The 20,849-nt window shown below is 29.1% G+C and carries 29 protein-coding genes; all 29 read right to left on the reverse strand.

What is annotated here, in order from left to right; genetic code table 11:
- Positions 1-9 precede the first annotated feature (9 nt).
- On the reverse strand, positions 10-741 hold the full coding sequence (locus HPY57_13105) for a hypothetical protein (GenBank protein ID NPV12718.1): 732 nt from the start codon (positions 739-741) through the stop codon (positions 10-12).
- 2 nt (positions 742-743) lie between these two features.
- Positions 744-893 carry a hypothetical protein gene (locus HPY57_13110; GenBank protein NPV12719.1) on the reverse strand — a complete coding sequence of 50 codons (150 nt, stop codon included), beginning with the start codon at positions 891-893 and terminating at the stop codon, positions 744-746.
- Positions 883-3,159 (reverse strand): hypothetical protein, encoded by a 2,277-nt coding sequence (locus HPY57_13115; GenBank protein ID NPV12720.1) that lies wholly within the window; start codon positions 3,157-3,159, stop codon positions 883-885. Before HPY57_13115 ends, HPY57_13110 begins: the two co-directional genes overlap by 11 nt.
- Before the next feature lies 1 nt (position 3,160).
- Positions 3,161-3,550 (reverse strand): hypothetical protein, encoded by a 390-nt coding sequence (locus HPY57_13120; GenBank protein NPV12721.1) that lies wholly within the window; start codon positions 3,548-3,550, stop codon positions 3,161-3,163.
- 8 nt (positions 3,551-3,558) lie between these two features.
- Positions 3,559-4,125, reverse strand: coding sequence for a hypothetical protein (locus HPY57_13125; protein NPV12722.1), 567 nt, complete (start codon positions 4,123-4,125; stop codon positions 3,559-3,561).
- 2 nt (positions 4,126-4,127) lie between these two features.
- On the reverse strand, positions 4,128-4,319 hold the full coding sequence (locus HPY57_13130; GenBank protein NPV12723.1) for a hypothetical protein: 192 nt from the start codon (positions 4,317-4,319) through the stop codon (positions 4,128-4,130).
- Positions 4,303-4,692 (reverse strand): hypothetical protein, encoded by a 390-nt coding sequence (locus HPY57_13135; GenBank protein ID NPV12724.1) that lies wholly within the window; start codon positions 4,690-4,692, stop codon positions 4,303-4,305. Before HPY57_13135 ends, HPY57_13130 begins: the two co-directional genes overlap by 17 nt.
- A complete protein-coding gene (locus HPY57_13140) occupies positions 4,689-5,096 on the reverse strand; it encodes a hypothetical protein (protein NPV12725.1) in 408 nt (135 codons plus the stop codon). Before HPY57_13140 ends, HPY57_13135 begins: the two co-directional genes overlap by 4 nt.
- 7 nt (positions 5,097-5,103) lie before the next feature.
- Positions 5,104-5,379, reverse strand: coding sequence for a hypothetical protein (locus HPY57_13145; protein NPV12726.1), 276 nt, complete (start codon positions 5,377-5,379; stop codon positions 5,104-5,106).
- A 9-nt stretch (positions 5,380-5,388) separates the two neighbouring features.
- On the reverse strand, positions 5,389-5,619 hold the full coding sequence (locus HPY57_13150; GenBank protein ID NPV12727.1) for a hypothetical protein: 231 nt from the start codon (positions 5,617-5,619) through the stop codon (positions 5,389-5,391).
- Between the two features lie 3 nt (positions 5,620-5,622).
- A complete protein-coding gene (locus HPY57_13155; GenBank protein ID NPV12728.1) occupies positions 5,623-5,823 on the reverse strand; it encodes a hypothetical protein in 201 nt (66 codons plus the stop codon).
- Between the two features lie 11 nt (positions 5,824-5,834).
- Positions 5,835-7,754, reverse strand: coding sequence for a LamG domain-containing protein (locus HPY57_13160; GenBank protein ID NPV12729.1), 1,920 nt, complete (start codon positions 7,752-7,754; stop codon positions 5,835-5,837).
- Positions 7,755-7,884: 130 nt separating this feature from the next.
- The gene (locus HPY57_13165) at positions 7,885-8,112 is read right to left on the reverse strand and encodes a hypothetical protein (protein ID NPV12730.1); all 228 of its coding nucleotides are present in this window, start codon (positions 8,110-8,112) and stop codon (positions 7,885-7,887) included.
- Positions 8,109-8,588, reverse strand: coding sequence for a hypothetical protein (locus HPY57_13170; GenBank protein NPV12731.1), 480 nt, complete (start codon positions 8,586-8,588; stop codon positions 8,109-8,111). Before HPY57_13170 ends, HPY57_13165 begins: the two co-directional genes overlap by 4 nt.
- Positions 8,589-8,597: 9 nt before the next feature.
- Positions 8,598-9,803 carry a hypothetical protein gene (locus HPY57_13175; protein ID NPV12732.1) on the reverse strand — a complete coding sequence of 402 codons (1,206 nt, stop codon included), beginning with the start codon at positions 9,801-9,803 and terminating at the stop codon, positions 8,598-8,600.
- A gap of 11 nt (positions 9,804-9,814) precedes the next feature.
- Positions 9,815-10,591, reverse strand: a complete 777-nt coding sequence (locus HPY57_13180; protein ID NPV12733.1) for a hypothetical protein — start codon at positions 10,589-10,591, stop codon at positions 9,815-9,817.
- Complete coding sequence (locus HPY57_13185) at positions 10,588-11,211, reverse strand: hypothetical protein (protein ID NPV12734.1); 624 nt, start codon at positions 11,209-11,211, stop codon at positions 10,588-10,590. The genes HPY57_13180 and HPY57_13185 overlap by 4 nt, the downstream gene beginning before the upstream one ends.
- Positions 11,201-11,923: a hypothetical protein gene (locus HPY57_13190; protein ID NPV12735.1), complete on the reverse strand. Its 723-nt coding sequence runs from the start codon at positions 11,921-11,923 to the stop codon at positions 11,201-11,203. The genes HPY57_13185 and HPY57_13190 overlap by 11 nt, the downstream gene beginning before the upstream one ends.
- A gap of 59 nt (positions 11,924-11,982) precedes the next feature.
- Positions 11,983-12,447: a hypothetical protein gene (locus HPY57_13195; protein ID NPV12736.1), complete on the reverse strand. Its 465-nt coding sequence runs from the start codon at positions 12,445-12,447 to the stop codon at positions 11,983-11,985.
- Between the two features lie 11 nt (positions 12,448-12,458).
- On the reverse strand, positions 12,459-14,093 hold the full coding sequence (locus HPY57_13200; GenBank protein ID NPV12737.1) for a hypothetical protein: 1,635 nt from the start codon (positions 14,091-14,093) through the stop codon (positions 12,459-12,461).
- Positions 14,094-14,112: 19 nt separating this feature from the next.
- A complete protein-coding gene (locus tag HPY57_13205; GenBank protein ID NPV12738.1) occupies positions 14,113-14,967 on the reverse strand; it encodes a hypothetical protein in 855 nt (284 codons plus the stop codon).
- Between the two features lie 37 nt (positions 14,968-15,004).
- Positions 15,005-17,002 (reverse strand): hypothetical protein, encoded by a 1,998-nt coding sequence (locus HPY57_13210; protein NPV12739.1) that lies wholly within the window; start codon positions 17,000-17,002, stop codon positions 15,005-15,007.
- 1 nt (position 17,003) lies between these two features.
- Positions 17,004-17,774, reverse strand: a complete 771-nt coding sequence (locus HPY57_13215) for a hypothetical protein (protein NPV12740.1) — start codon at positions 17,772-17,774, stop codon at positions 17,004-17,006.
- 16 nt (positions 17,775-17,790) lie between these two features.
- Complete coding sequence (locus HPY57_13220; protein NPV12741.1) at positions 17,791-18,132, reverse strand: DUF1874 domain-containing protein; 342 nt, start codon at positions 18,130-18,132, stop codon at positions 17,791-17,793.
- 44 nt (positions 18,133-18,176) lie between these two features.
- A complete protein-coding gene (locus HPY57_13225) occupies positions 18,177-18,776 on the reverse strand; it encodes a hypothetical protein (GenBank protein NPV12742.1) in 600 nt (199 codons plus the stop codon).
- Complete coding sequence (locus tag HPY57_13230; GenBank protein ID NPV12743.1) at positions 18,773-19,450, reverse strand: hypothetical protein; 678 nt, start codon at positions 19,448-19,450, stop codon at positions 18,773-18,775. Before HPY57_13230 ends, HPY57_13225 begins: the two co-directional genes overlap by 4 nt.
- Positions 19,451-19,483: 33 nt before the next feature.
- Positions 19,484-20,074, reverse strand: a complete 591-nt coding sequence (locus HPY57_13235; GenBank protein NPV12744.1) for a hypothetical protein — start codon at positions 20,072-20,074, stop codon at positions 19,484-19,486.
- A gap of 22 nt (positions 20,075-20,096) precedes the next feature.
- Entirely contained in the window at positions 20,097-20,384 is a 288-nt protein-coding gene (locus tag HPY57_13240; protein ID NPV12745.1) for a hypothetical protein, read from the reverse strand.
- 71 nt (positions 20,385-20,455) lie between these two features.
- Positions 20,456-20,740: a hypothetical protein gene (locus HPY57_13245; protein NPV12746.1), complete on the reverse strand. Its 285-nt coding sequence runs from the start codon at positions 20,738-20,740 to the stop codon at positions 20,456-20,458.
- Positions 20,741-20,849 lie beyond the last annotated feature (109 nt).

A 20,849-nucleotide genomic window follows, 5' to 3' on the forward strand; every position in this document is an offset into this window, starting at 1 on the left:
AAGTTATACCTATCGACTTAACCATTCTTGTAAACTCATACCCTTGTTTAACAGCATTATTCCTGATGGTCTGCCTACCGTACCTTTTTTGTTCTTTAAACTGAAAGGATTATAACTTATTTGTTCTTCTAAGTTTAAACTATTATCTGTTAATCTATTAGTCATAGATAATACATCAAAAGCTGTACTATTATTGGATTGCTGTAAAGCAAGATTTACATTTAAATCATTAGGACTGGTACCTTTCACAGTTGGTGTGCTGTTAACAGTATTCTGAGTATTATTTTGTTCTCCCTGTAACATATTTTCAAATGTATTAACTAATACTTTAGTACTTAAATAATTGAGAGGTATAGAAGACAAAGAAGGAGGAGTAGGAAATGGTACTTCAGCCTTAGTTAATTCTATCTTTTTGTTATGTTGTTCTATTTCTTGTAATAGTTTTAATCTATCAGAAGCTCTCTGACCAAGTATTTTACTACCCAATAGTCCTCTATAAGTATCTTGATTTAGTATTGCTGATAATCCCAATGAAGCTCTATTCATTTCGTTAATAGCAGCTGTATTATAACTACGATCTAATTCATTAAGTAATGCTTTCTTTTCTTCTTCATCAATTTTAGCCTTTTCTAATTGTTTTAACATTTCTTGACGAGCTTTTTTCTCAGAAGAATATCCTAGTAATCTATCTATAAACGATAATCCTGTAGAAGCAATAGCTAAAATCTCTCCCAGTGGCATAACTATTCTCCTTCCTTAATCTTCTTAACTTCCTTTTTAATTCTATTTAATTCATTAGTTAGTTTCTTATTCTCTAATTTAGACTTATAATACTTTTTCTCTAAATCAATCAAATTAGTATTAACATCTTTAGATTTAATTCTAAATATCATATCTAAATGCCTCATAGTTGATTGATACGGTATTTAGTACTGTATCGGGTTCTAATTCTATTTCATATTGTATGTATTTATTAAATACTCTATCTCTTATTGGTATATCTAATCTCTTATTTTCTAAATCCAGTTTATATTCTTTGTTATTAATATAAACTTTAGCTTTACCTTTACCATCAAATACAATGCTGTTAACCTTAAATCTTACATATGGTTCATTCAAATTTATCTTTTTTGAACGAATTTTGCATACTTCAGGTATTAGTTTTAACTGATATAGTTTATTACTACTTACCGCTGTTAATCCATATTGTTCTGTATAGACAATATTTTTAACAGCATCTCTTAAAGTATTTAGTCTCCAGGTTTTAGCCTTAGGATCATATATATACAGTACATTATTCTCAATAAGAATTATTTCTTCTTTTAATGGATTAAATGTTACATTCAAATTTCCATATTTTTCTTTTATTAATTCACTCATATATTCAGTTATGTCTACAATATTTTGAGTATTATACAAATACAGTCCTTTACTACTAAGTATTAATAATCCTTCTGGTATTTCTAAATAATCTTTATAATCATTTATAATGAGAGAAATTCTATCTTTTTCTACAAAGAATAACAATTCATCTTCATTAGATATATGTATCACTGTTAATACATTGTTATAATAAACTCCTAAATCATTGTTTATGTTTAATAGCAAGTTACCTTCTACTTGTGGAATAATATTATAAAATGCTTTAGTTATTACTCCATTACCTATAACTGGATAATAAATCTTATTAGCTTTAGTTACAAATGGTACGTCTTTAATTACTGTAATATCATCAAAATGTTTTATAGGCTCTTTATCATATACTCCTAATGTTTGAGTTAAATATATTCCAGAAAGACTATACTTATCCGCTATTAACCGCCTTTTAGCTAACTTATCAATATTTGGGTAAAAATCTACAAATGTTGTTATAAATAGATATTGTGGAATATTATCTTTGTCGAATATATTAAAATTAGCTACCATTTCAGGTTGTGTATCTGGATCCATTTTAATATAAACTCTAATAGCAATAATATGCTTATATAATAGCTCGTTATAAATTGGTATTAAAACTTCAATTACAAATGGATTGTTTTCAATTTCTGTTTTATATTTCTTATAAAGTAATTCAGTATTATCATCAAGTAGATAAGTTATATATACCTCTTTTTCTAAATATGGGCTGTTAATTAATCTTTCGGAATAAGGATATTTGCTATAGTCTGTCTCTATATGGATATTAGCTTTATGAACTAGGTTTGGATTGTCTTTAATACTTTTTAAGATATTATACATTGTTACTAAATCACCTTTAAAACCAACTCTTACTATTGTGCCATATACAGGATCATTAACACTAGTCAGATTAAAATAGTTTTTATCTATATTTACAAAGTTTATTAATACTTGATTTAGCTCTAGTTCTCCTCCGTTCTGCAGTTTAAATTTCAAATTCCAATTATTTATGGGATATTCTAATCGTACTGTTTGTTTCGCTACCGTCAACGTAGGTGTATTAACAATGTATACTCCTACCAGCTCTAAATCAAAATGCAAGGAGTTAATTTTCTCACCATTTTTAAACAAATGTACCTTCCCATTAAACTTCACAAGTCCATTGTTATATGGATAATATACTAGTTCTAATTGATCTACACTTACTGTTACTTCAGTATCCAGTATAGTAACAGTAGTTTTTGGTAAAAAACTAACTTGAACACCATCCAGAAACGTAGGTTCAGGGTAGTATTCTACCAGTTCTATATTCTCATATCTTCTAAGTACAGGAAATTTATATCTTCTAATTCTTTTGAGAACATAAAACTTCTTATCAGTAAGTATATATACTTTACCTTCATGGTTAACAGCACGTCTATAATTACCTTCTATGGGAAACTCTTGAGTTAAATTATTGTTTTTGATAACAATCTTATTGGAGTGTGCTATTAACAAATATCTTTGAGGATCATATTGGTAGGTGTTTTTAAATTCATTGCTTTTTAATTGACAGGCATATTTATCTTCATCTAAAACTATTTCTTGTAAATCTAATATATTTTCATCAAAACTATCTAACTCTTCTAATACATATTTTTTAGCTTCTATTCTATTTTCTAATATCAATGCATCTATATATTCAGAAAACTCTAATGATGCTTCACTGTCGTTTACATCTGTCAGTAATCCTCTAAATTTATTAATCTTAATATCTGGCATATCACTTCTTATACTCCTTAATAATCTTTTCAGCACTTCTACCTACAACATATCCACCAAGTCCTATTTGAAGCAATGTCCATGCTTCATTTGATAGTCTATAAGCTAATATTCCTAAACTATCTAAAACTACAAGTATAAGAAATGTTAACATAGTAATTGGTCTCCAATTTCTCTGTATCCAGGATTGTCCTTGAGCTTCTGCAGTGATAATAGTTTTTTGAGCTTCCACTAATTGAGTTTCTAATTCGATTAACTTACTTGTAATTTCATTTTCTAATTTCTTTAACTCTATTTGTGCTTTTAGTCTTTCTTCATCAGTAGTAGTTAAATTATTTATTATATCTCCTATAGGTTTAATAGCATTTGTAATTGTATCCCATATTGGCATAAATACTCCTATTGTTTAATTATATCTATTCTACTAAACCAACCTATAAATTTCTCTTGTGTCTCATTAGTTAACATTATTTCTATATAATGAGAACCTTGTAAAATATTAAGTATGTTATATACTAATCTGGTACCTCTATTTTTTATACAGGTTAATAGCGTATTATATGTAGTATCTCCAAATTTACCATCTACTTTAACATTTGGATATAACTTCTGATTATTATTCAAAATATTACAAGTTATTTGAATAAATGTAGTAGTTCTTTGTTTACCTAAATTAACTGATTGTTCAAATATTTCATCAGCTATAACTTCTGGTAATGTATCTAATCTAAAGTAATCCCAATACTCTTTTTTATAAAATTCTGCTGTTAACCTTTCTAATTCATTATTGTTCTTTAATTCTGATAACTTTCCTTTAGATTTATATTCATCTATTATCTTCCAACCTTCCCAGTTAGGATTATATCTTCTAGATATTCCTTTATAAGTTTCTCCTCCTTTGTCATCAGGATCATTTACATATCCACCCTCATGTTTAATTAATCTTTCATAAGATTTATCAAACATAATTATCTCCCCTTCTTCCATTTACTTGCATTTAACGCAAATATTGCTTTCTTTACCATTGCCTTAGAATATCTACCTGGATTATTTTTAACTCTTCTGGCAAACTCTTTTACCGATAATCCTCTTTTTTTAGCAGCGGCTGTAAATGTACCTCTCTTAGAAGGTTTAATATAAATTCTACTCTTCCGAGCCATTTTCATTCTCCTTTAATTGTTCATATATCATTCTTCTGTTTCCACAATATGAACATACCCAAAATGTAGTATAATAATTATCAAACCATCTACTTTTTTCTTCCAGTTTTAAATACTTTCTTTCTGCTCTACATTCTGGACAGTAATAACTTTCCACTTCAAATTCTAATATTTCTTTCATATCTTCTGTATTTTCCTCATTGTCTTTCTCTTCTGGTACTATATCTAAATGACCTTCAAAGTAGTAATTTAAGTTTCTTAACATACCTTCAAGTATGCCCAATATATCATCAAGTGTTAAATCATCACTATCTATTTCGTTTGTAATTTTTCTATAAGGAGTATATACTGTGTGTTCTATAGTTATTCTCATACAAAGAATACCAGATAAGTTATGATAGATGCTGTTAACAGCACAAATTTAGCAAGTAAACTTATGTTTCTTTCTACAAAACTTTGTGTTTGAGTAGATACTCTAAAAAATGGTAATCCTCTAAGTAAATTTAATCCACCATCATAAAGTATAGTCCAAAATAGTGAAAATGTAATAAGTAAATTAGTGTACTTTACATACTCTATAAACTCATCAGGTTTAAATATCAATATGACTAAATAAACAAATACAAGTGTCCACTGACAAAATTGAAAATGTTTCCATAGTTTTTGATAATCTTTAGCATATTTAGTAGTGATAAATAATTTTTCTTGATCTCTATAATAATTTTCATACACATTTAGAATTAAATAAGCTAAAAAGAATGTTAAAAATATTAGCATATAACTCCTACTTATTATTGAAAAATACTTTTATGTAAATATAATAGACAATAGTAGCTACAGTAGTTAACAGCACTGATAATACACCCCAAAAATCATAAATCTGTATAAGTGTTTCTGTTTCAAATAGAAATGATATAGCTCTAAATCCTAATCCAATTGAATATGCAAAAAATAAATGTGCTGTTAACCATCTTAAATATCCATTTTTACTTTTATAAAACTCCATTCCAATTAAAAAACTAAATATTGTAGATAAAGTATATAATGAAAAAGCGAGCATATTAACTCCTTATTTAATGCGTCTGTCAATACTCTCAAGTAATGATTTTAACCCAGAAAGTACATCTGTATTCTCTTTAATTACTCTAGTCATATTATCTAAATTCTTTTGATTTTCTTCTCTCCATTCATCTCTTTCTTTCTTATGTTGTTTTAATAAATATTGAACATAATATATCAACATACCAAGTGTAACAGCAGTTATACTGAAATTCTCTACTATTTTGATATATTCTGACATATTTTATTCCTGTAATTCTTCTAAACCAACAATATTCTCTTTGTGTATAACGGCACTAGTATAATATGGTACAAATCTTTCTTCTTCATTTTCTACTACTATTTCTCCTAAATCACAGTTGTAATGTTCATCATCTATTTGAAAGTTAACTGCACATTTAGTAAATCCTTCAATAGGTTCTGTTAAATCAAATATATTGGTCATATTACTTCTCCTTACATTATTTTATCATAAACTAAAATTATATCTATATTTGAATTCCCAGCTTTAACATATAAGCTTCTTGTTGAAGTTGTGAAACTATTAACATCAATTACCTTAGTCTCACCATCACCTATATTCACACCATTAATTAATTCGTTCGCATTTGTAGTTGTCCCTAAATATATCGTATTAGTTCCAGCATAATTATTCTTAACAATTACTTGCTTTAAGTTATGATTTGCTTTCTGAGTGTTAACCAACTGCACAGTCGTTATTGATATACCAGATTTATAATCTCTATATCCTGCTAAAGCAATAGGATTACCATAAGTAGTTCCGTGTAATCCATTCTGACTTTCTAACCAACCCATTGCACCTGCATTTTGTGGTAGATATTCAGCAACACTGCCAACTTGGTAACATTCAACATTATCTATGGTGAAATAATTTGTTGTTCTACCATAAAAATCTAATGCTGTGGTTAAAGCTTCACCAATAAACTCTATTGTTCCATTACCAGATGCTCTAATATCAGACCCTTGTATCATTGTTATATTTGTAAACCTATCAGTAGAAATTCCACAATCACCAGAACCACTATAATCACCAATCGTAAATTTAACTCTATACCTCTTACCAACTTGTAATATGTTCGCTGATAATACAGTTATATTAACATAGTTAGCAATAGCCTTGCCCCCAGATATAGACCATCCAGTTCCTTTATACCAGAACCCAGTATCACTATCAAATGTGCTATTATCACCTGTAACTAATCCATTTTGACTTGCCCTTCTATCTGCATAAGGCAATACATAAGCTAATGGATTGCCGTTGTTGTAAAGCTCTATCACTTCAGATTGAGTTAATGCACGATTATATAATCTTGCGAAGAATAATTTATGGTTACCTAATGCTGTCCCAGTTCCAGTGCGATTAAATTGCAGAGGATAACTATTAGATATAGTATTATTGGGGCAATTGAGTGTTCCTTCCAATATACCATTAATATATAGAAATATTATATTGCCAGATTTAACTGCTACTAAATGATATAACTTATTTGGTTGAGGAACTTGTGTGGAAATTAAAGAATAGGTTGTTCCATCATCAATATTAAATCTAAAATATGTTTGATTGTAAAACAAAGAATATCCATTGTTAAAATAATCACTTTTATCCAACAATACCAAACTCCCCGAAGGAATATTTACGCCTGTCTTAAAATAGACTTCTAAGCTAAAGTTGCCTGTTCCAAAATCCAGATTATCATTGTCTGCAACTTGCACATAATCATCAACTCCATCAAACCAATAACCACTAACATCGCCAGAATTATTGTCTTCAATAAGTTGTATTCTCTTTTCGCTATCAGCTGTTTTAACAGTAGGTGTTTTAGATTTATTACCCAGTACAAAATCATTACCAGCAGGTGTAGGTAATACTGTTAACGATTTTATTAACCAACCTCCACCAGTTCCACTTCCATTATTAACTATTCTAGCTATTTCAGTTGATCCAATAGAGAATGTAATATCTCCGCTACCATTAGCATCACTATCAGCTACAATATTGGTAGAACCAGTATTAGAAACTCCTCCAGTAGCCCCTGTAATTCCACTAAGTAAACTACCATCACCTACAAACTTTACTCCAGTACCTGCTGTAATTCTTTTGTTAACAGCATCAACTGTAAGCAGTGTATTACCTGACAAATCTTCTATAACTAATATATCTCCATTGCTATCTGTAGGTTTTACTACTACTTTATCTTTTCTTATTAGAATTGGTAGTTCATTACCTCTCCCATCTGATAGTCTAACTAATGTACTATCAGATAATCCTTGATTATTATTACCAAAATGAACTAAATCTTTATAACTATTAGAAGGAGTTTTATTAGTTAAATCTTTACTTGTGTTAATACCCATATCACACTCCTAGTATTGTGCCCATTTACGATTTAACTGTGACCAATATCTTTCTAGTTTTAGATATCTTAAAATATTAAATGTCTTTATATCATAAAAAAATGTTCTAAAAAACAAACTCATATTAACCTCAATAACAAACTATAGCTCCATTTAACAACTGTAATTTAGTTACAGCTGCTATTAACCTAAATCCAGGTGGAAATATTACACAATTACCGCCTGGATCCGCTAACTTGAGCGTCCCTTCATGTTTTTCATTAGCAGTTTCCAATACAGCAAATTGAGTATAGTCTATAAAATCTATCGTATTAACATTTAAATTCTCATGTAAATTAGTATCAGAAATAAAAATCATTGTTTATTCTCCCTCAATTTATATTCTAAATTGTTAATAGCAAGGTCTATATCTGGATTTACTCTTCTGTTAGAAAGTAGATTAACATATTTATTAACATAATAGATAAACAATTCTAAGTATTCTTCTGGTATATCTAAATAGTCATCTTTACTTGTAATAGGTATTGCACTACGTATTCCTGTTAATATGAACTTAGTATTTTGATTATATGGGAATATAGTTTTATTAAAAAAGAGATATATAGCATCTCCTGAATTATAAAAAGCAAATTCTATCTCTGTACTATTTATACTTTTGGTCATATCCTCTAGAGAAGTCTCTGTAGTAATTGTTTTCACTAAACTTGTAGCTTCGTTAATAGCAATCACTGAACTAACAGATTTTAAGTTAAGTAAATTAAAATCTATTGCTATTATATAAGCCTCAACGCCTTCAATAAATATTGGTACGTGTACTACTGGTAATCCAAACATAAATCACCTTCAAATAGTACTTGAAGAAGTTAATTTATCTCTTACAGCTGGAAAGTTAAAATAGAAAGATATTTTAGCCAACTGTAATGGTTTAATAGCAAGTGTACCTCCAATAAAATCTCCACTTAATTGTGCACCTACTATTAACACTTTATTTGAAACCCCTACAGTACCTATAACTCCAAGACCATTAACAGCATAAATTACACTACTTGTATTAAGATTTTCAAATATTCTTGATATACCTACTTTAGTACTTAAATCACTATTTAGGTTAGTAGTGGCGTAATAACTTAAATTAGTATCTATTAATGGATTAGGTAATGAATAACTAACAGGAGTAACTAAGAATTGTGTTCCAGACTGTCTACCATTAAGAACTATACCTTCAGTCTTACTATTAGCACCAGAATTTAAATCTACTTTATTAAATATATCAGAAGATAAATTCAAAGTAACATTACTACCATTTACAGCCTTTAAGGTTACATTATTATTTGCCGTTAACAGTCCATATAAAATCGATATAAAGTTATTTGTATAACTGTTATTAGATTTAGCTTTAATTTCATATTTAACAGTTAGTAAGTAGTTTGGAGGTACTTCTATCTTTTCACCTACTGAGTTTACAATAAAGTCTCTTGCAAGTAGTACATACGATGTTTCGTTTGTAACATATTTACCTACTAAACCTATTTCGTTTACATAAACAGATTGACTGGTATTATCATTAATTAATGTTCGAGTTATAATCAATGTGGAAGGGTCTTGTAAAGAAACTACAGTATTACTATATAATACAGAAGATGTACTAAATCTTTTGTTTAAACTATAATCAGAAGATAAAACTCTATCAAAATTAATCGAACCATTAATAACTAATCCAGAAGAACTACCTGTAGTGTCTCCAAAATGAATTCCAAAATTAGAAACACTAGAAGCTATAGAACTTTCAACTGCTGTTAAATATCCAACATCTAAAGCAGTAACATCTCCATTAGTTTCTTTTAAACTTCCACTATCTACTATTCCAAATAAATATCCTAGTACCTTAACAAAATTAGATACAAAACTATCTATACCCTTACTTATAGTGTACTTTACATTTCCATTAATATCTTTTAACTCAGTAGTTAATTGCACGTCTAATATAGATTGAGCATAAGATTGAATTCCTTTTTTAGTTTCTACTTCAACTCTAAAATATGGGTTCATACTTCCTCCAGTTAAATAGTCGGATTATAATTACTTGTTTGACCATCTAAATCGGTTTCCAAATTACTACTTACTGTTTCTTCAATAGTTCTTATATCTTTTGATACACTAATATAATCACTTAACTCATTATATACACTTAATACATTACCAGTATAATCAATACATTCTACATCTAAATCAAGATATAATAATTTCGAATAATCACTTATAGATGTTATATCGAATAACATATCTATACTCCTAGTATGATTTACGTTTTTAAAATCATTTAATAAGTTCCAATTTAGTTTACAATTAACAGTTACAGGTTTTTGAGATTGATAAAAGTAATTAAAACTTATACTTTTTTGAATATCATATTTATCAAAATTCTGTAATTGTAATTCACCAATATCATTAACTACATTTAAGTTTACTTCAATATACAATTCACTAATTAAACTTTCAAACTTATAATACTCTTCTCCTACTAAATCAACTACTTTTTGTGATGCTATTAACATAGCTATTTTTAGTAGTAGTAGTGGATATTTATCTAAACTAAAGTTTTCCAATTTATATCTAGATAATCTATTCACATAATTAATTAAATCATCTAAACTTGCTTTTTGATATGGTTCTACTGTGTTTCCATTATAATCTACAAATCTTTTCCATTCCATGAAATCTGTTTTATAAAGATTTAGTCTATCATAAACATAGTTAATAGCATCAGTTATAACATCTTCATTATAGTTTCCAATTGACTGTATATAATCTACTATGTCTTTTACTTGTATTCTCATATTACACTTCTTGGACTTATTACTATAAACTCACCTTGAGTATTTTTCAATAACTCAGATTTTAATCTTGTATCTCCATATAGTTTAATTAAATTAGAATACTTTAAGAAACCTTCAGACTTGGGATCAGAAAATTTAGCTAAACCTAACTTAGCTATTTCTAATACTGTGTAATTAATAACTTCTTCTTCAAATTCAGGTGGTAGTATAGGTTGAATATTTTCGTTTTCTTCATTATCAAAAGTAGCAGTATAATAGATTTTAATTAAATCATTTTTATTTCTAGGATAGTAGTTAAATATTATATCTCCATCTAATATTTCTAATTTGTATGTTAAATCAGAAAGTTTTTCATTATCTTCTGATCTATGATACTCAGCTTTATTTACTTTAACTCTATATTCTCCTAAGAAACCTGGAATATTTAATCTAATATCTTCGTTATCATTTTCTTCATTGTTTTTAGTGAAAGTATATAATCTTGTAGCTACTCTATATTTTAATGCTATTTTCCTTTTAGCTCTTAATAGTTCTCTAACATAAATATTTTCAGGAAAATCTTTAAACTGTGGATCATTACATTTTATTGCTATTTCTGCTATTAACTCCTTATCTGTCATTTATATTACTTCCTTCTTTAGTTTCAAGTAAATCAGCAAATGCCTTAGCAGAAGCTAATTGATTATTCATATCAACAGTATATAACTGGAATTTATCACTTCTACCTAAGTCTTGCATTCCTTCGTTAGCAGCATACTCAATAAACATATCCACATAATCATTGGGAATATTTACTTCTTCTTCAGGGTCACTAAATAAAACTGTATCTTGTTCTAGTATTATTTCTAATCTTTCATAACTGAAATTACCACCTTCTGGAAGTAGATAAATAGAGTTGCTAAATATTGTAAAAAATACGTTTTGTTCTTCACTGTTTACTACTGGTTTATAGTTAATATTCTTACCATACTTGATAGACAAAAAACTTTCTGGATTAACATATTTACAGTTAGTTATTACTTTCTCTCCACCTATTTCTATGGTAGCATATAATTCATATACATTAGTTAGAATAACTTCTTTATCATTAATTACTACTTTAATATTCTGTCCAGTGCTGTTAACATTATCTACTTCAATGTAATCCAGTGATTTAGCAAATTTAGGTGCATAACTACGCATTAACCATTTCAAATTACGTCTTAGTCTACTATAAGCTCTGCGTAAATATCCTAACCTATCTTGCCATGAAAATATCTTACCATCAGAACAGTTATCTACTGGATCACCTAGTTTAAGCGATAAAGATTTATCTAAATCTTTAACCTTCATAGACACTCCTCTGTTATATAATAAAACAGGGAGGGTTTATCCCTCCCTTTGGTATATGGTTACCCGAGATCGTACCCTAATATCAAGTACGCAACCTTAACTAATTTACCAGCACCAGCAGCTTGATGATTAATTTTAAGAAATGTTTTTTCTCTTAATTCTTTCCATTTAGTGGGATCAAAAGAAGAACCACTAGTATGAGCTTTAACACATATATAGGCTTTATCATTATTTGACACAATTTGATCTAGTTTGTAAGCAGTACTTGCAGCCCATGCTGGTAAGTTAGAAACTTCGCTTAAAGTTTCTAAACTACTTACCTGCCAACCTGCCAATTTAGAATTATCAGCATCACTATCAACTACAGGTGCTATAATAACTGTCAATGGCTTATTCATACCACATGGTAAGTAAGTACTTGTAGCATTAATAGCGCTTGCTACTGTACCACCTTGATATACTAGTAAATCGTCTTCAACACTAGTAAGCTTTTCTGTTGCTACTCTAATAAGTTTTGTAATCATATCTCAACTCCTTATTCTAATGGTTGTCCTAATGGGTCAATACTATTATACAACGAAGAATTATCAGTTCCATCTGGCAATACCTTATCAACTACTGTAAATACCCAATGTGCATCAGGATTAAGATCAATAAACCCTTTAACACCATGAACAAATCCATTCATTTTAAGTGGGTTTTCGTTGTTAACTGTAATTAAATCCATAGTAGGATAATTATTTAATTTAACTGGTTTGAAATATTGAGGATCATATAGTATAGCCATGTTTCTCATTCCATTAAGTGTCATAGCATCAGAAGGAATTACATTAACAGTCAGTCCATCAGAAGTAGTGAAAGATTTACCAGTAACTCTCCAATCACTCTTGATATCAGGAACATTTTGTGTCATAAAGTTAATCATAGTTACAAATGATGTATAGAAATCAGCACCACATACTAATGTCTTTGTTTGTGAACCATAATAGGCTTTTCCTTGTAAGAATTTGTTAAATACGTAGACATTAAATGTTCCAAATGAATTATAGTTACCAGCATTAAATCCTTGTGACCAATCAATACCTTTGATAGCAATGTAATGTGATTTAGGTATTTTAGCCAATACTCCATCAGTTGTACCTATCCAATAGCCAGTCTCTGGATCAAAATATTCTGAAGCTTCACCAAATATTGCAGTTTTTTCCCAAGTATCAAAGAAATCTTTAATAGCCTGTTCTCTTGTTCTAGCCATTGGAGATGGAAGTCCTAAGTTCTTACTGACAACTTCGGCAAAGTTCTGAGAACCAAATGCAAATAAATTTCTTTGTAAAATTCCATCTGCCCATGTACCAGTATAAGTCCTAATTTTAGCATCAATCTCATCTTCTTTCATTGCTTTAGCCATTGGAATAATAAACGCAAATTTTTGTGGAACCTTTACATTTGAGACACCCCAGGTAGCTGTACCAGAAGCAATTACTTCAAAACCAGGAACTTTAGCATTTGAATATGTAAACGAACCTCTTCTATCACCAGCCCAATGCCTAAGTACTGTAATTGTACCAGCTTCATAATCAATATCTACAATCTTAGCAATTTCAGGAACTGGTGCAGATGGATGTGCAGCAGGATTATAATATACACAAGAAAAACCACTAACAGCAGCTGTTCTTCTAGGTTCTACCCATGAAAACATTAATAGAATAAATTGTCCTACTTCTAGTCTAGCAATATCACCAACCTGTTTAACATTTCCATCTGGATGAGCTGTTGCAATTTTGTTTTTATTACTTTCGATTTTAATTTTAGTAATTCCTTTGCTGTTAACAGCAGCAACTACTTGAGGGGCTAAATAAATTCTCTGATTAGGTTCAACTTCAACAGGAAACCTATATCTTACATCATTAACTGTAAAACCATCACCTCTTTCTAATTGCTCAAGTATTATTCTCATCATATTTGCACGACCTTCAGCAATTACTGTCACCGCCATATCCTTTTCGAACTGAAAAGGGTTACGTTGATATTCGGGAATAGTGGCAAGTATACTTCTTCCTAAAGTATAAGGAAGGTTTAATGATTGCTGATAATATCCAGCAGAACTACTTCCAGGATATGGAAGAGTAAAACCACCAAATTGACTTGGATTAGCCTTATATAAATCACCCATAGTAAACTCCTATAATTTATTATCTTGTCTTTAATGATCTTAAAAATTCTTCTCTTGGAGTTGAACTTGGTGATGTAGAACCAGATATTCCTGAAGCTTGAGGTACCCTAAATGTTCTAACAGCGTAATTATAAATTTTGGCTAAATCCAATGGTGTCAATTTAGCAGCCCAATCTCTAAATGCTATTAATTGTTCATCTGTCCATCGCATTGCCTGTTTAACTTTATTGATTTCTTCTTGAACTATTTTTTCTCTTCGAGCTTCTTCTTCAGCTTTTCTTTTTAATATTTCTTCAAAAGATTGAGCCTTACTACTTTTGTTCCTGTATTCGTTATACAATTCATCTAAACGCTTGTAATATAGCCAAGCTTTACCGCCAGGGTCTTCCTCAGCTTCTTCTCTGGTTGGTTTATAATCACCAAATTCTTCTCGCATTTTAGCTTTAATAATTTCTGTAATATCTCTTTCTTTAACTAAATCTGGTTTACGTTTATAAACAAACGCTTCCAATACTTCATCATCAGTAAGAAGCTGATCAATTAACTGTTTATACTGACGATATTCTTCTATTTCTGCTGCTATCTTTTGATGTTCGCTATAAAGTTTATCATAACGAGATTGGTATGTCCTTAGAAGTGCTTCTGCTTTCGGCAGGTTAGCAAATCTAGGATCAATTTCTTCTGCTGTTAAACTTGCTTGAGCAGCAGAAGTATCGTCAGTATTTATAGTCAAAGAACTTTCGATCCCTTGATCCCCTAACGGTTGCTGTCCCTCCGCTGGTACATCAAAAACTGACATAATGTCTGGTTCCTGATTACCAGTATCTGAAGGAACATTCCCTTCGGGAATTGTGGACATATTATCAACTATCATAGCTCTACTCCTAATTTAATTATTGTTTGATTATTTGTCAAGTTTCTGTATTAATAATACTTTGAGTAGTGTTTCCTCCGTAAAGTTTTTCAAGTGAAGTTATATTAGTAGCTGGATTTTCGGTTTCTTCCTCTTCTTTACTTTGTTTCAACATATTTAACAGCACCTTATTGTCAATTTCTGCTCTTATAATTCTATTTTCTAACTGTTTATTTATTTCCTTTAGTCTATTTACCATTTCCCGTAATTGTTGTACTTGTCCTTCTAACTGTTTAGCAAAATCTATTTCTTGCATTAAATCATCAAAATCACCTATATCACTTAACTCAAAGGCTTTCTTCATAAATGCATTACGCATATAAGGATCAGATGTATTTTGACTAATTTTGAATAATTCACTTGCTTGGCTTAGTCTCTTTGTAGGTAATCCTTCACCAGGTATAGAAATAACATAATATTTAGCTAATTTAAAATCTTTTAACCATTCCCTGGTAGCTTGAAAATAAATTATTCCATCTCTTGTTCTTGGATCAGCAAATACCAACGTATCTTCTGGTGTTAAATAAGCAATAATATATTCAACTAAAACATTACCAAGTTTATTATTAGGTACTACAATATTATTGAGCAAACTTTCTAATCTATATGAAGCTATTTCTTCCAGTTTCTTTAATGTAGAAAATACTTCTATTTGAGGACTTGGTTCACCTCTCAAAATGTTATTAATACCACTTATTTCATCCATTCCTTTAAGAATTGTATCCATTAAAAATGGATAGAAGTTACTCAAATTAGATATTTGATCTCTTTCAGGTTTTAACAGCACTCCTTCTACAACTTGAGGTATAAATTCCTTTATTACCCCAGGATAACTTCCAAAGTTTTCCCATTTCTGTTTATCTTCTGGAGATATACTGCCTTTGGGAGCTGTCCATCCAGCATTATTAGTTAACATTCCATTTACTATTGCATTTTGAATAGTCTTGGTGAATGCATCTTGCATATCTCTAAGAAAGTGAACCATACCATAAGACTTATACGGTTTACCTCCCCATTCAAAAAATTTAGCTTGTATAGAGAAATCAGTTATAGGGAGTATTTGCTCTAATACTAAATAATCTCCTATCATAAGTTTTCTTCTTACAAAAGTATTCAATTCCATATCAATAGCATTTTTCTCTATAATTTCTTTTTGCCAATCTTCTAAATTCTCTAAAAATACTCTTTGTATATCTCCTGTGTCTATATTCTCTACAAAGTACATATTAGTATATACTTTGTCAAAATATTCACATACATAGACTTTTTCATCAAGAGTTGCTGTTAACTTTTGACTTCCTTCAATACCACTAGTATATTTTTGAAAATCTTCCCATTTTACTCCTGCTTTATACTTTTCGTTAATAGCTTTAATCAATGGGTCGTAAATTCTCTTAGCTTGTTCTAATGATATTTCTTTTTCAATAAAATAACCACTTAAATCTGATAAGTCTCTTTCAAATGTATCGGGATCAAGTATAATACTATCAAGAGGAATACGTTTATATTTTAATCCTAATGTACCTAACTTCCTTTCAGGTAATTCTACTATTCCAGCAATACCCATACCATAAACTAATACATCTCTAATAATTTCTTCCTCTTCAAGCTCGGCTTGACTGTTATATAAAATATGTTTTACTATTTTATCAACAAGAGTAGATATATTAACAGCAACTGTTTGATTTTCATTTATAGGTACTTCTTTTTTAGCCTTTTCATCAAAAGAAACTATTTGAAAAGAAGGTTTAGTTCTAGAAAGAATACTAATCTGTTGCCTAACAGTAGGATATATTTTATTAATACTTACAGGTATATCCCATTTCTGTTGTATTTTTTTTAATTGTTCTGATGTAAATATCGTTTTGGTACCATCTACATCGTTATAAAAATAAGTTTCGCATTTTTTACCATATATTAGCCATCTATCTCTCTCTCCTTTCCAAATAGTTTTTTTCTTTATTAACCTCTCTTCTACTTTCTCAAACTTTAACATATTAAACCCTATAAACTTTATTATTGATTATACGATAGTTAAAAACATTAAACTCTTTTTGTCCATAAGTTTCTAACTCTACAAATCCCCAACTCCATTTATTTAATGGCATATAAGCAGGATATAAATTACTCAAACATCCACTGCTCCAACAGGTTATGTAATGACCATCTAAATTAGGTTCACTATAAGTAGATGGTTGATGATAATGTCCTATTAAAGTGTTCTTTTTAGTTTTATTATAAATTGAACGAGCAGGAGATACAATATTGTAGGTTGCAAAATATTCATGACCATGTAAAATAAATAACTCATTTACTTTAATAGGTTCTTTATTTTCTAACGTAGTTACTCCATATTTGTCTAAATGTAATAAAGACTTTAACTGCATCTCGGATATACCAAATAGTTCTGGAGCCTTTTTATAAAGATATTTAATATACCTTTCTTCATGGTTACCATACTTAAATATTATATCTGCGCTTTTAAATTTTTGTCTAAGATAATGTATAAACTCTCTTGTTAACATTATTTCATCTCTTAAAAATCTTTTATCTGGGTCTCTTTCCCATCTTGATACTGCATAACAGTCAATTATATCTCCATTAAGTATTACAGTATCTATTTTCTTCCTCTTACCGCTGTTAACAGCAATCTCCAATGCTTGTTCAGAGTGATAAGGAATATGTATATCACTTAAAACCAAAATATTATGATCTCCAGTAATTTCAAATCTATTAAAATTATTAGCAATACTTTTGGGTATACCCATAAAAAAATACCTCCACTTAGTTAGTGGAGGTATATGTTACATGCCAAAAGTTACAATTTTCTGGTTTCAAATATTTTTTCTTTATATGTTTTTTATGTTTATCATAAAAGTCTTCTTTTAATGTAACCACCAAAGCTTCATCTTTAGGTTCTTTAAATCTTACTCTCTGTTTATTAACCCCTGGTATCTGTAATCCTGTAATTCTTTCTATTAATGACGCTGTATTTTCAAATCCAATATGATATTCAACACCACCATTAGCATGTTTTTTTAATAATTCACCAAATTCTTCTGCTGTTAACTCTTTTATTGTATATTTACCTGCTTGAGGCATTACTGCGGAACACATTACTTTCATTTTTAACTCCGTAATTTGTTTATGATAAATATTTACAACCAAATTTATAAATTAATATCTTCATTATCAATATTTTTAGGTTTAGTTTTAACAATTTTAACAGTAGGTTCTTCAATAGTTTCTATAGCCTCTTCTTTATTATTTTTAGCAAGCTCTTCAACTCCTACGTTGTAATTAGCTTTTTCTTTTAATTCAGGAAATACTTCTATTACTTTTCTAAATTCATCTGCTGTTAATTTAATTGTATAATTACCAACATTTCCTTCTTCTCTCAACAAATCAATATATTCTTCTTTTACTTTTCTTCTAACAGACTTACTAACTACTACATATTTTTTAAGCCCATTTACCTCTATTTCCATAAACCTACCAGCATATATACTTACAAACCTAGCTAACTGATTTTTGAAGAACTTCTTGGTGTTTTCAAGTTTACTCATTTCTTGACTTAATTCTTCAATCTTTTCCTTTATCATTTCAATATGCTTGTCAATAAATTTCGCATCTAACATTTTAGCAATATTAATTGCACGATTAACTGCATTGTTTTTTACTAAATCAAATTCTTCCTGTAACTTATCATTATCATTAGCAGCTACAATCTCTGCTAGTAAATCTTGATATTCTTTAAATTCATTAATCATTTCATACTCCTTTTATTAGTTTTTCCTTGTTTTAATTGCTTTAATACTTCTTTGAACTCATTACCATTTATAGAGATAATAGTAGTCTTACTTGACTTATTTTTCAAAAGTTTCTTAAATCCTACAGTTAGTAATTTTATTCTATCTACTCCTTCTACACCCGCAAGCTCAAAACACACATCGCCAGTTTTGTCCTTCTTAATAACTGCATTTGTGAGTTTTTCTTTATTAGCACCTTTTACACTTCTAGCAAACTTATAACACAAGGAACCATCTTTGTCAAGTTTTATTATAGCATCTTCAAGCTTAGAAGGTTCTATTAAACCATAAAGTCCAGCATAAAAACACCATTCACCAGTTTTATCGTATTCTACACACTCGTCATAAGTTAGTTCTCTCAAAATAGTTATTTTGTCACCTACAACTTTATCTTTTGAAGTTTCAATTACATTAATATCTACCAAACAATATACTGTATTATGCCCAACGTCATAATAAAACAAGGTTTCACTAATATCACAATTAGCTGAAGCATGAAATCCATAAAAACATATTTCTACTTCATCTCTATTTACTTGATATGTTTCACCTACTTTGTAGTAAAACTTCTTTCTACCAGTAGGATTAGAATACATTCCCTTCTTGTTTTTATAAAAAGCTTTTATGGTTATCATTTTTCACCTCATAATATTTTTAGCTTATTTCTTTTATTCAACTAACTTTTTAATCTCTTTATCCCATCTTTTGTTAACAGCAAAATAATAATGACCACCAGTTATATACTTATAGAATTTTAACTCAATATGTGATAAGTCAACATTGTTCATTATAGAATCTACTATTAATTCGTTACCACTCCAACCACCAGTATGAAGCTCAAGTATATATTTACCATCTATCGTTGGATAATCTTCCTTATCAGCGGCTTTAACTTTTCTTATAATAAATCCCCATTCGGGACACCACCAAGCTTCATCTCTTATCAATTTTAACAGCCCTATAAAAGACAAATCTTTATTCGGTTCCCAATCACATAAATACAACAAAAATTCATCTGTAGGATAGCCATTTTTATCAGTAATTCTATAATTGCCTATTTTATCTATTGTTCTGTTTATATATTCATGTAGTTCAATATTCTTAGTTAGTTTTAATATTTTAGCTTTAGATTTCAAATCATATTCAACATTATAACTCTTATTATTAGAAACTAGTTTTAACAGTAAAAACAAGAACTTTATGATGAACTTTCTAATTAATTTAGGTTCATTAAAAACGGAATTATTATTTTCAAACATAGTTTTTCTCCTTTCAAAGTTTTTACTTAAGAATATTAACATCAAATAGATTAATTAACAAATCTATTTCTTCACATTGATTATATTTTAACTCTAAGATAGTTCTGTAATTATTTTTGAAGTAAACGCCTTTTATATCTTCTCTTTTTATCTCATAGCAAAAGATTTTAGTGACAAGTCTACCATAAGTATAAGTCTCCAAATCAAAATGATATGTTATAGAACTAACTTTGTTATTTTCAAAATTAATGTCCATTACAGCATCAGTTATTCTATCATAAGGTTCAAGTGCATCAGGATTTGGATACAAAGGAAACCATACCTGACCACTTATACCTTCTGATGTGTATGTGAGTTTTTCATTTCTTTTTGCGATAATTTCTATAACAATTCTCTTGTTTTTTTTTCATATTGTTCAATCTCCTTAATTGGAATATGACACCAAACTTCTCCTTCTGAAGTATCAAATAATACTCCGCAATAATCTTCTTTATTAATTACATCATAATAATCAAGTCCAGTGTGAGAAGTGTCTTCTCTATATCCTATTATTGGATATTTAGGCTTATGATTTTCAAAATCCCATAATTCAGTAATAGAAATCATAAGCCTTCTTGATGAATTGCTGTAAGAAAATTTATAATGTGGAAATTTAGTTAGTTTCATTGTTTGTTTTTTACTCCTTTATCTTTTTTCAATTAAAAGCTCCCGACCTACTCCTGTGGCTTGCAAGAGTAGGATTTATTCTCTCACTAAATAAATAGAGAAGCCTTTG

The sequence above is a fragment of the Ignavibacteria bacterium genome (assembly GCA_013177855.1).
In the GTDB taxonomy this organism is placed as follows: domain Bacteria; phylum Bacteroidota; class Ignavibacteria; order Ch128b; family Ch128b; genus Ch128b.

Excerpts from the sequence above, each read along its gene's own strand:
- HPY57_13185 (NPV12734.1), bottom strand. The coding sequence starts at position 11,211 with ATGACAGATAAGGAGTTAATAGCAGAAATAGCAATAAAATGTAATGAT.
- HPY57_13105 (NPV12718.1), bottom strand. The coding sequence starts at position 741 with ATGCCACTGGGAGAGATTTTAGCTATTGCTTCTACAGGATTATCGTTT.
- HPY57_13210 (NPV12739.1), bottom strand. The coding sequence starts at position 17,002 with ATGTTAAAGTTTGAGAAAGTAGAAGAGAGGTTAATAAAGAAAAAAACT.
- HPY57_13215 (NPV12740.1), bottom strand. The coding sequence starts at position 17,774 with ATGGGTATACCCAAAAGTATTGCTAATAATTTTAATAGATTTGAAATT.
- HPY57_13205 (NPV12738.1), bottom strand. The coding sequence starts at position 14,967 with ATGATAGTTGATAATATGTCCACAATTCCCGAAGGGAATGTTCCTTCA.
- HPY57_13155 (NPV12728.1), bottom strand. The coding sequence starts at position 5,823 with ATGACCAATATATTTGATTTAACAGAACCTATTGAAGGATTTACTAAA.
- HPY57_13200 (NPV12737.1), bottom strand. The coding sequence starts at position 14,093 with ATGGGTGATTTATATAAGGCTAATCCAAGTCAATTTGGTGGTTTTACT.
- HPY57_13190 (NPV12735.1), bottom strand. The coding sequence starts at position 11,923 with ATGAAGGTTAAAGATTTAGATAAATCTTTATCGCTTAAACTAGGTGAT.
- HPY57_13175 (NPV12732.1), bottom strand. The coding sequence starts at position 9,803 with ATGAACCCATATTTTAGAGTTGAAGTAGAAACTAAAAAAGGAATTCAA.
- HPY57_13145 (NPV12726.1), bottom strand. The coding sequence starts at position 5,379 with ATGCTCGCTTTTTCATTATATACTTTATCTACAATATTTAGTTTTTTA.
- HPY57_13230 (NPV12743.1), bottom strand. The coding sequence starts at position 19,450 with ATGATAACCATAAAAGCTTTTTATAAAAACAAGAAGGGAATGTATTCT.
- HPY57_13115 (NPV12720.1), bottom strand. The coding sequence starts at position 3,159 with ATGCCAGATATTAAGATTAATAAATTTAGAGGATTACTGACAGATGTA.
- HPY57_13180 (NPV12733.1), bottom strand. The coding sequence starts at position 10,591 with ATGAGAATACAAGTAAAAGACATAGTAGATTATATACAGTCAATTGGA.
- HPY57_13110 (NPV12719.1), bottom strand. The coding sequence starts at position 893 with ATGATATTTAGAATTAAATCTAAAGATGTTAATACTAATTTGATTGAT.
- HPY57_13195 (NPV12736.1), bottom strand. The coding sequence starts at position 12,447 with ATGATTACAAAACTTATTAGAGTAGCAACAGAAAAGCTTACTAGTGTT.
- HPY57_13220 (NPV12741.1), bottom strand. The coding sequence starts at position 18,132 with ATGAAAGTAATGTGTTCCGCAGTAATGCCTCAAGCAGGTAAATATACA.
- HPY57_13130 (NPV12723.1), bottom strand. The coding sequence starts at position 4,319 with ATGGCTCGGAAGAGTAGAATTTATATTAAACCTTCTAAGAGAGGTACA.
- HPY57_13235 (NPV12744.1), bottom strand. The coding sequence starts at position 20,074 with ATGTTTGAAAATAATAATTCCGTTTTTAATGAACCTAAATTAATTAGA.
- HPY57_13160 (NPV12729.1), bottom strand. The coding sequence starts at position 7,754 with ATGGGTATTAACACAAGTAAAGATTTAACTAATAAAACTCCTTCTAAT.
- HPY57_13245 (NPV12746.1), bottom strand. The coding sequence starts at position 20,740 with ATGAAACTAACTAAATTTCCACATTATAAATTTTCTTACAGCAATTCA.
- HPY57_13165 (NPV12730.1), bottom strand. The coding sequence starts at position 8,112 with ATGATTTTTATTTCTGATACTAATTTACATGAGAATTTAAATGTTAAT.
- HPY57_13135 (NPV12724.1), bottom strand. The coding sequence starts at position 4,692 with ATGAGAATAACTATAGAACACACAGTATATACTCCTTATAGAAAAATT.
- HPY57_13120 (NPV12721.1), bottom strand. The coding sequence starts at position 3,550 with ATGCCAATATGGGATACAATTACAAATGCTATTAAACCTATAGGAGAT.
- HPY57_13140 (NPV12725.1), bottom strand. The coding sequence starts at position 5,096 with ATGCTAATATTTTTAACATTCTTTTTAGCTTATTTAATTCTAAATGTG.
- HPY57_13170 (NPV12731.1), bottom strand. The coding sequence starts at position 8,588 with ATGTTTGGATTACCAGTAGTACACGTACCAATATTTATTGAAGGCGTT.
- HPY57_13225 (NPV12742.1), bottom strand. The coding sequence starts at position 18,776 with ATGATTAATGAATTTAAAGAATATCAAGATTTACTAGCAGAGATTGTA.
- HPY57_13125 (NPV12722.1), bottom strand. The coding sequence starts at position 4,125 with ATGTTTGATAAATCTTATGAAAGATTAATTAAACATGAGGGTGGATAT.
- HPY57_13150 (NPV12727.1), bottom strand. The coding sequence starts at position 5,619 with ATGTCAGAATATATCAAAATAGTAGAGAATTTCAGTATAACTGCTGTT.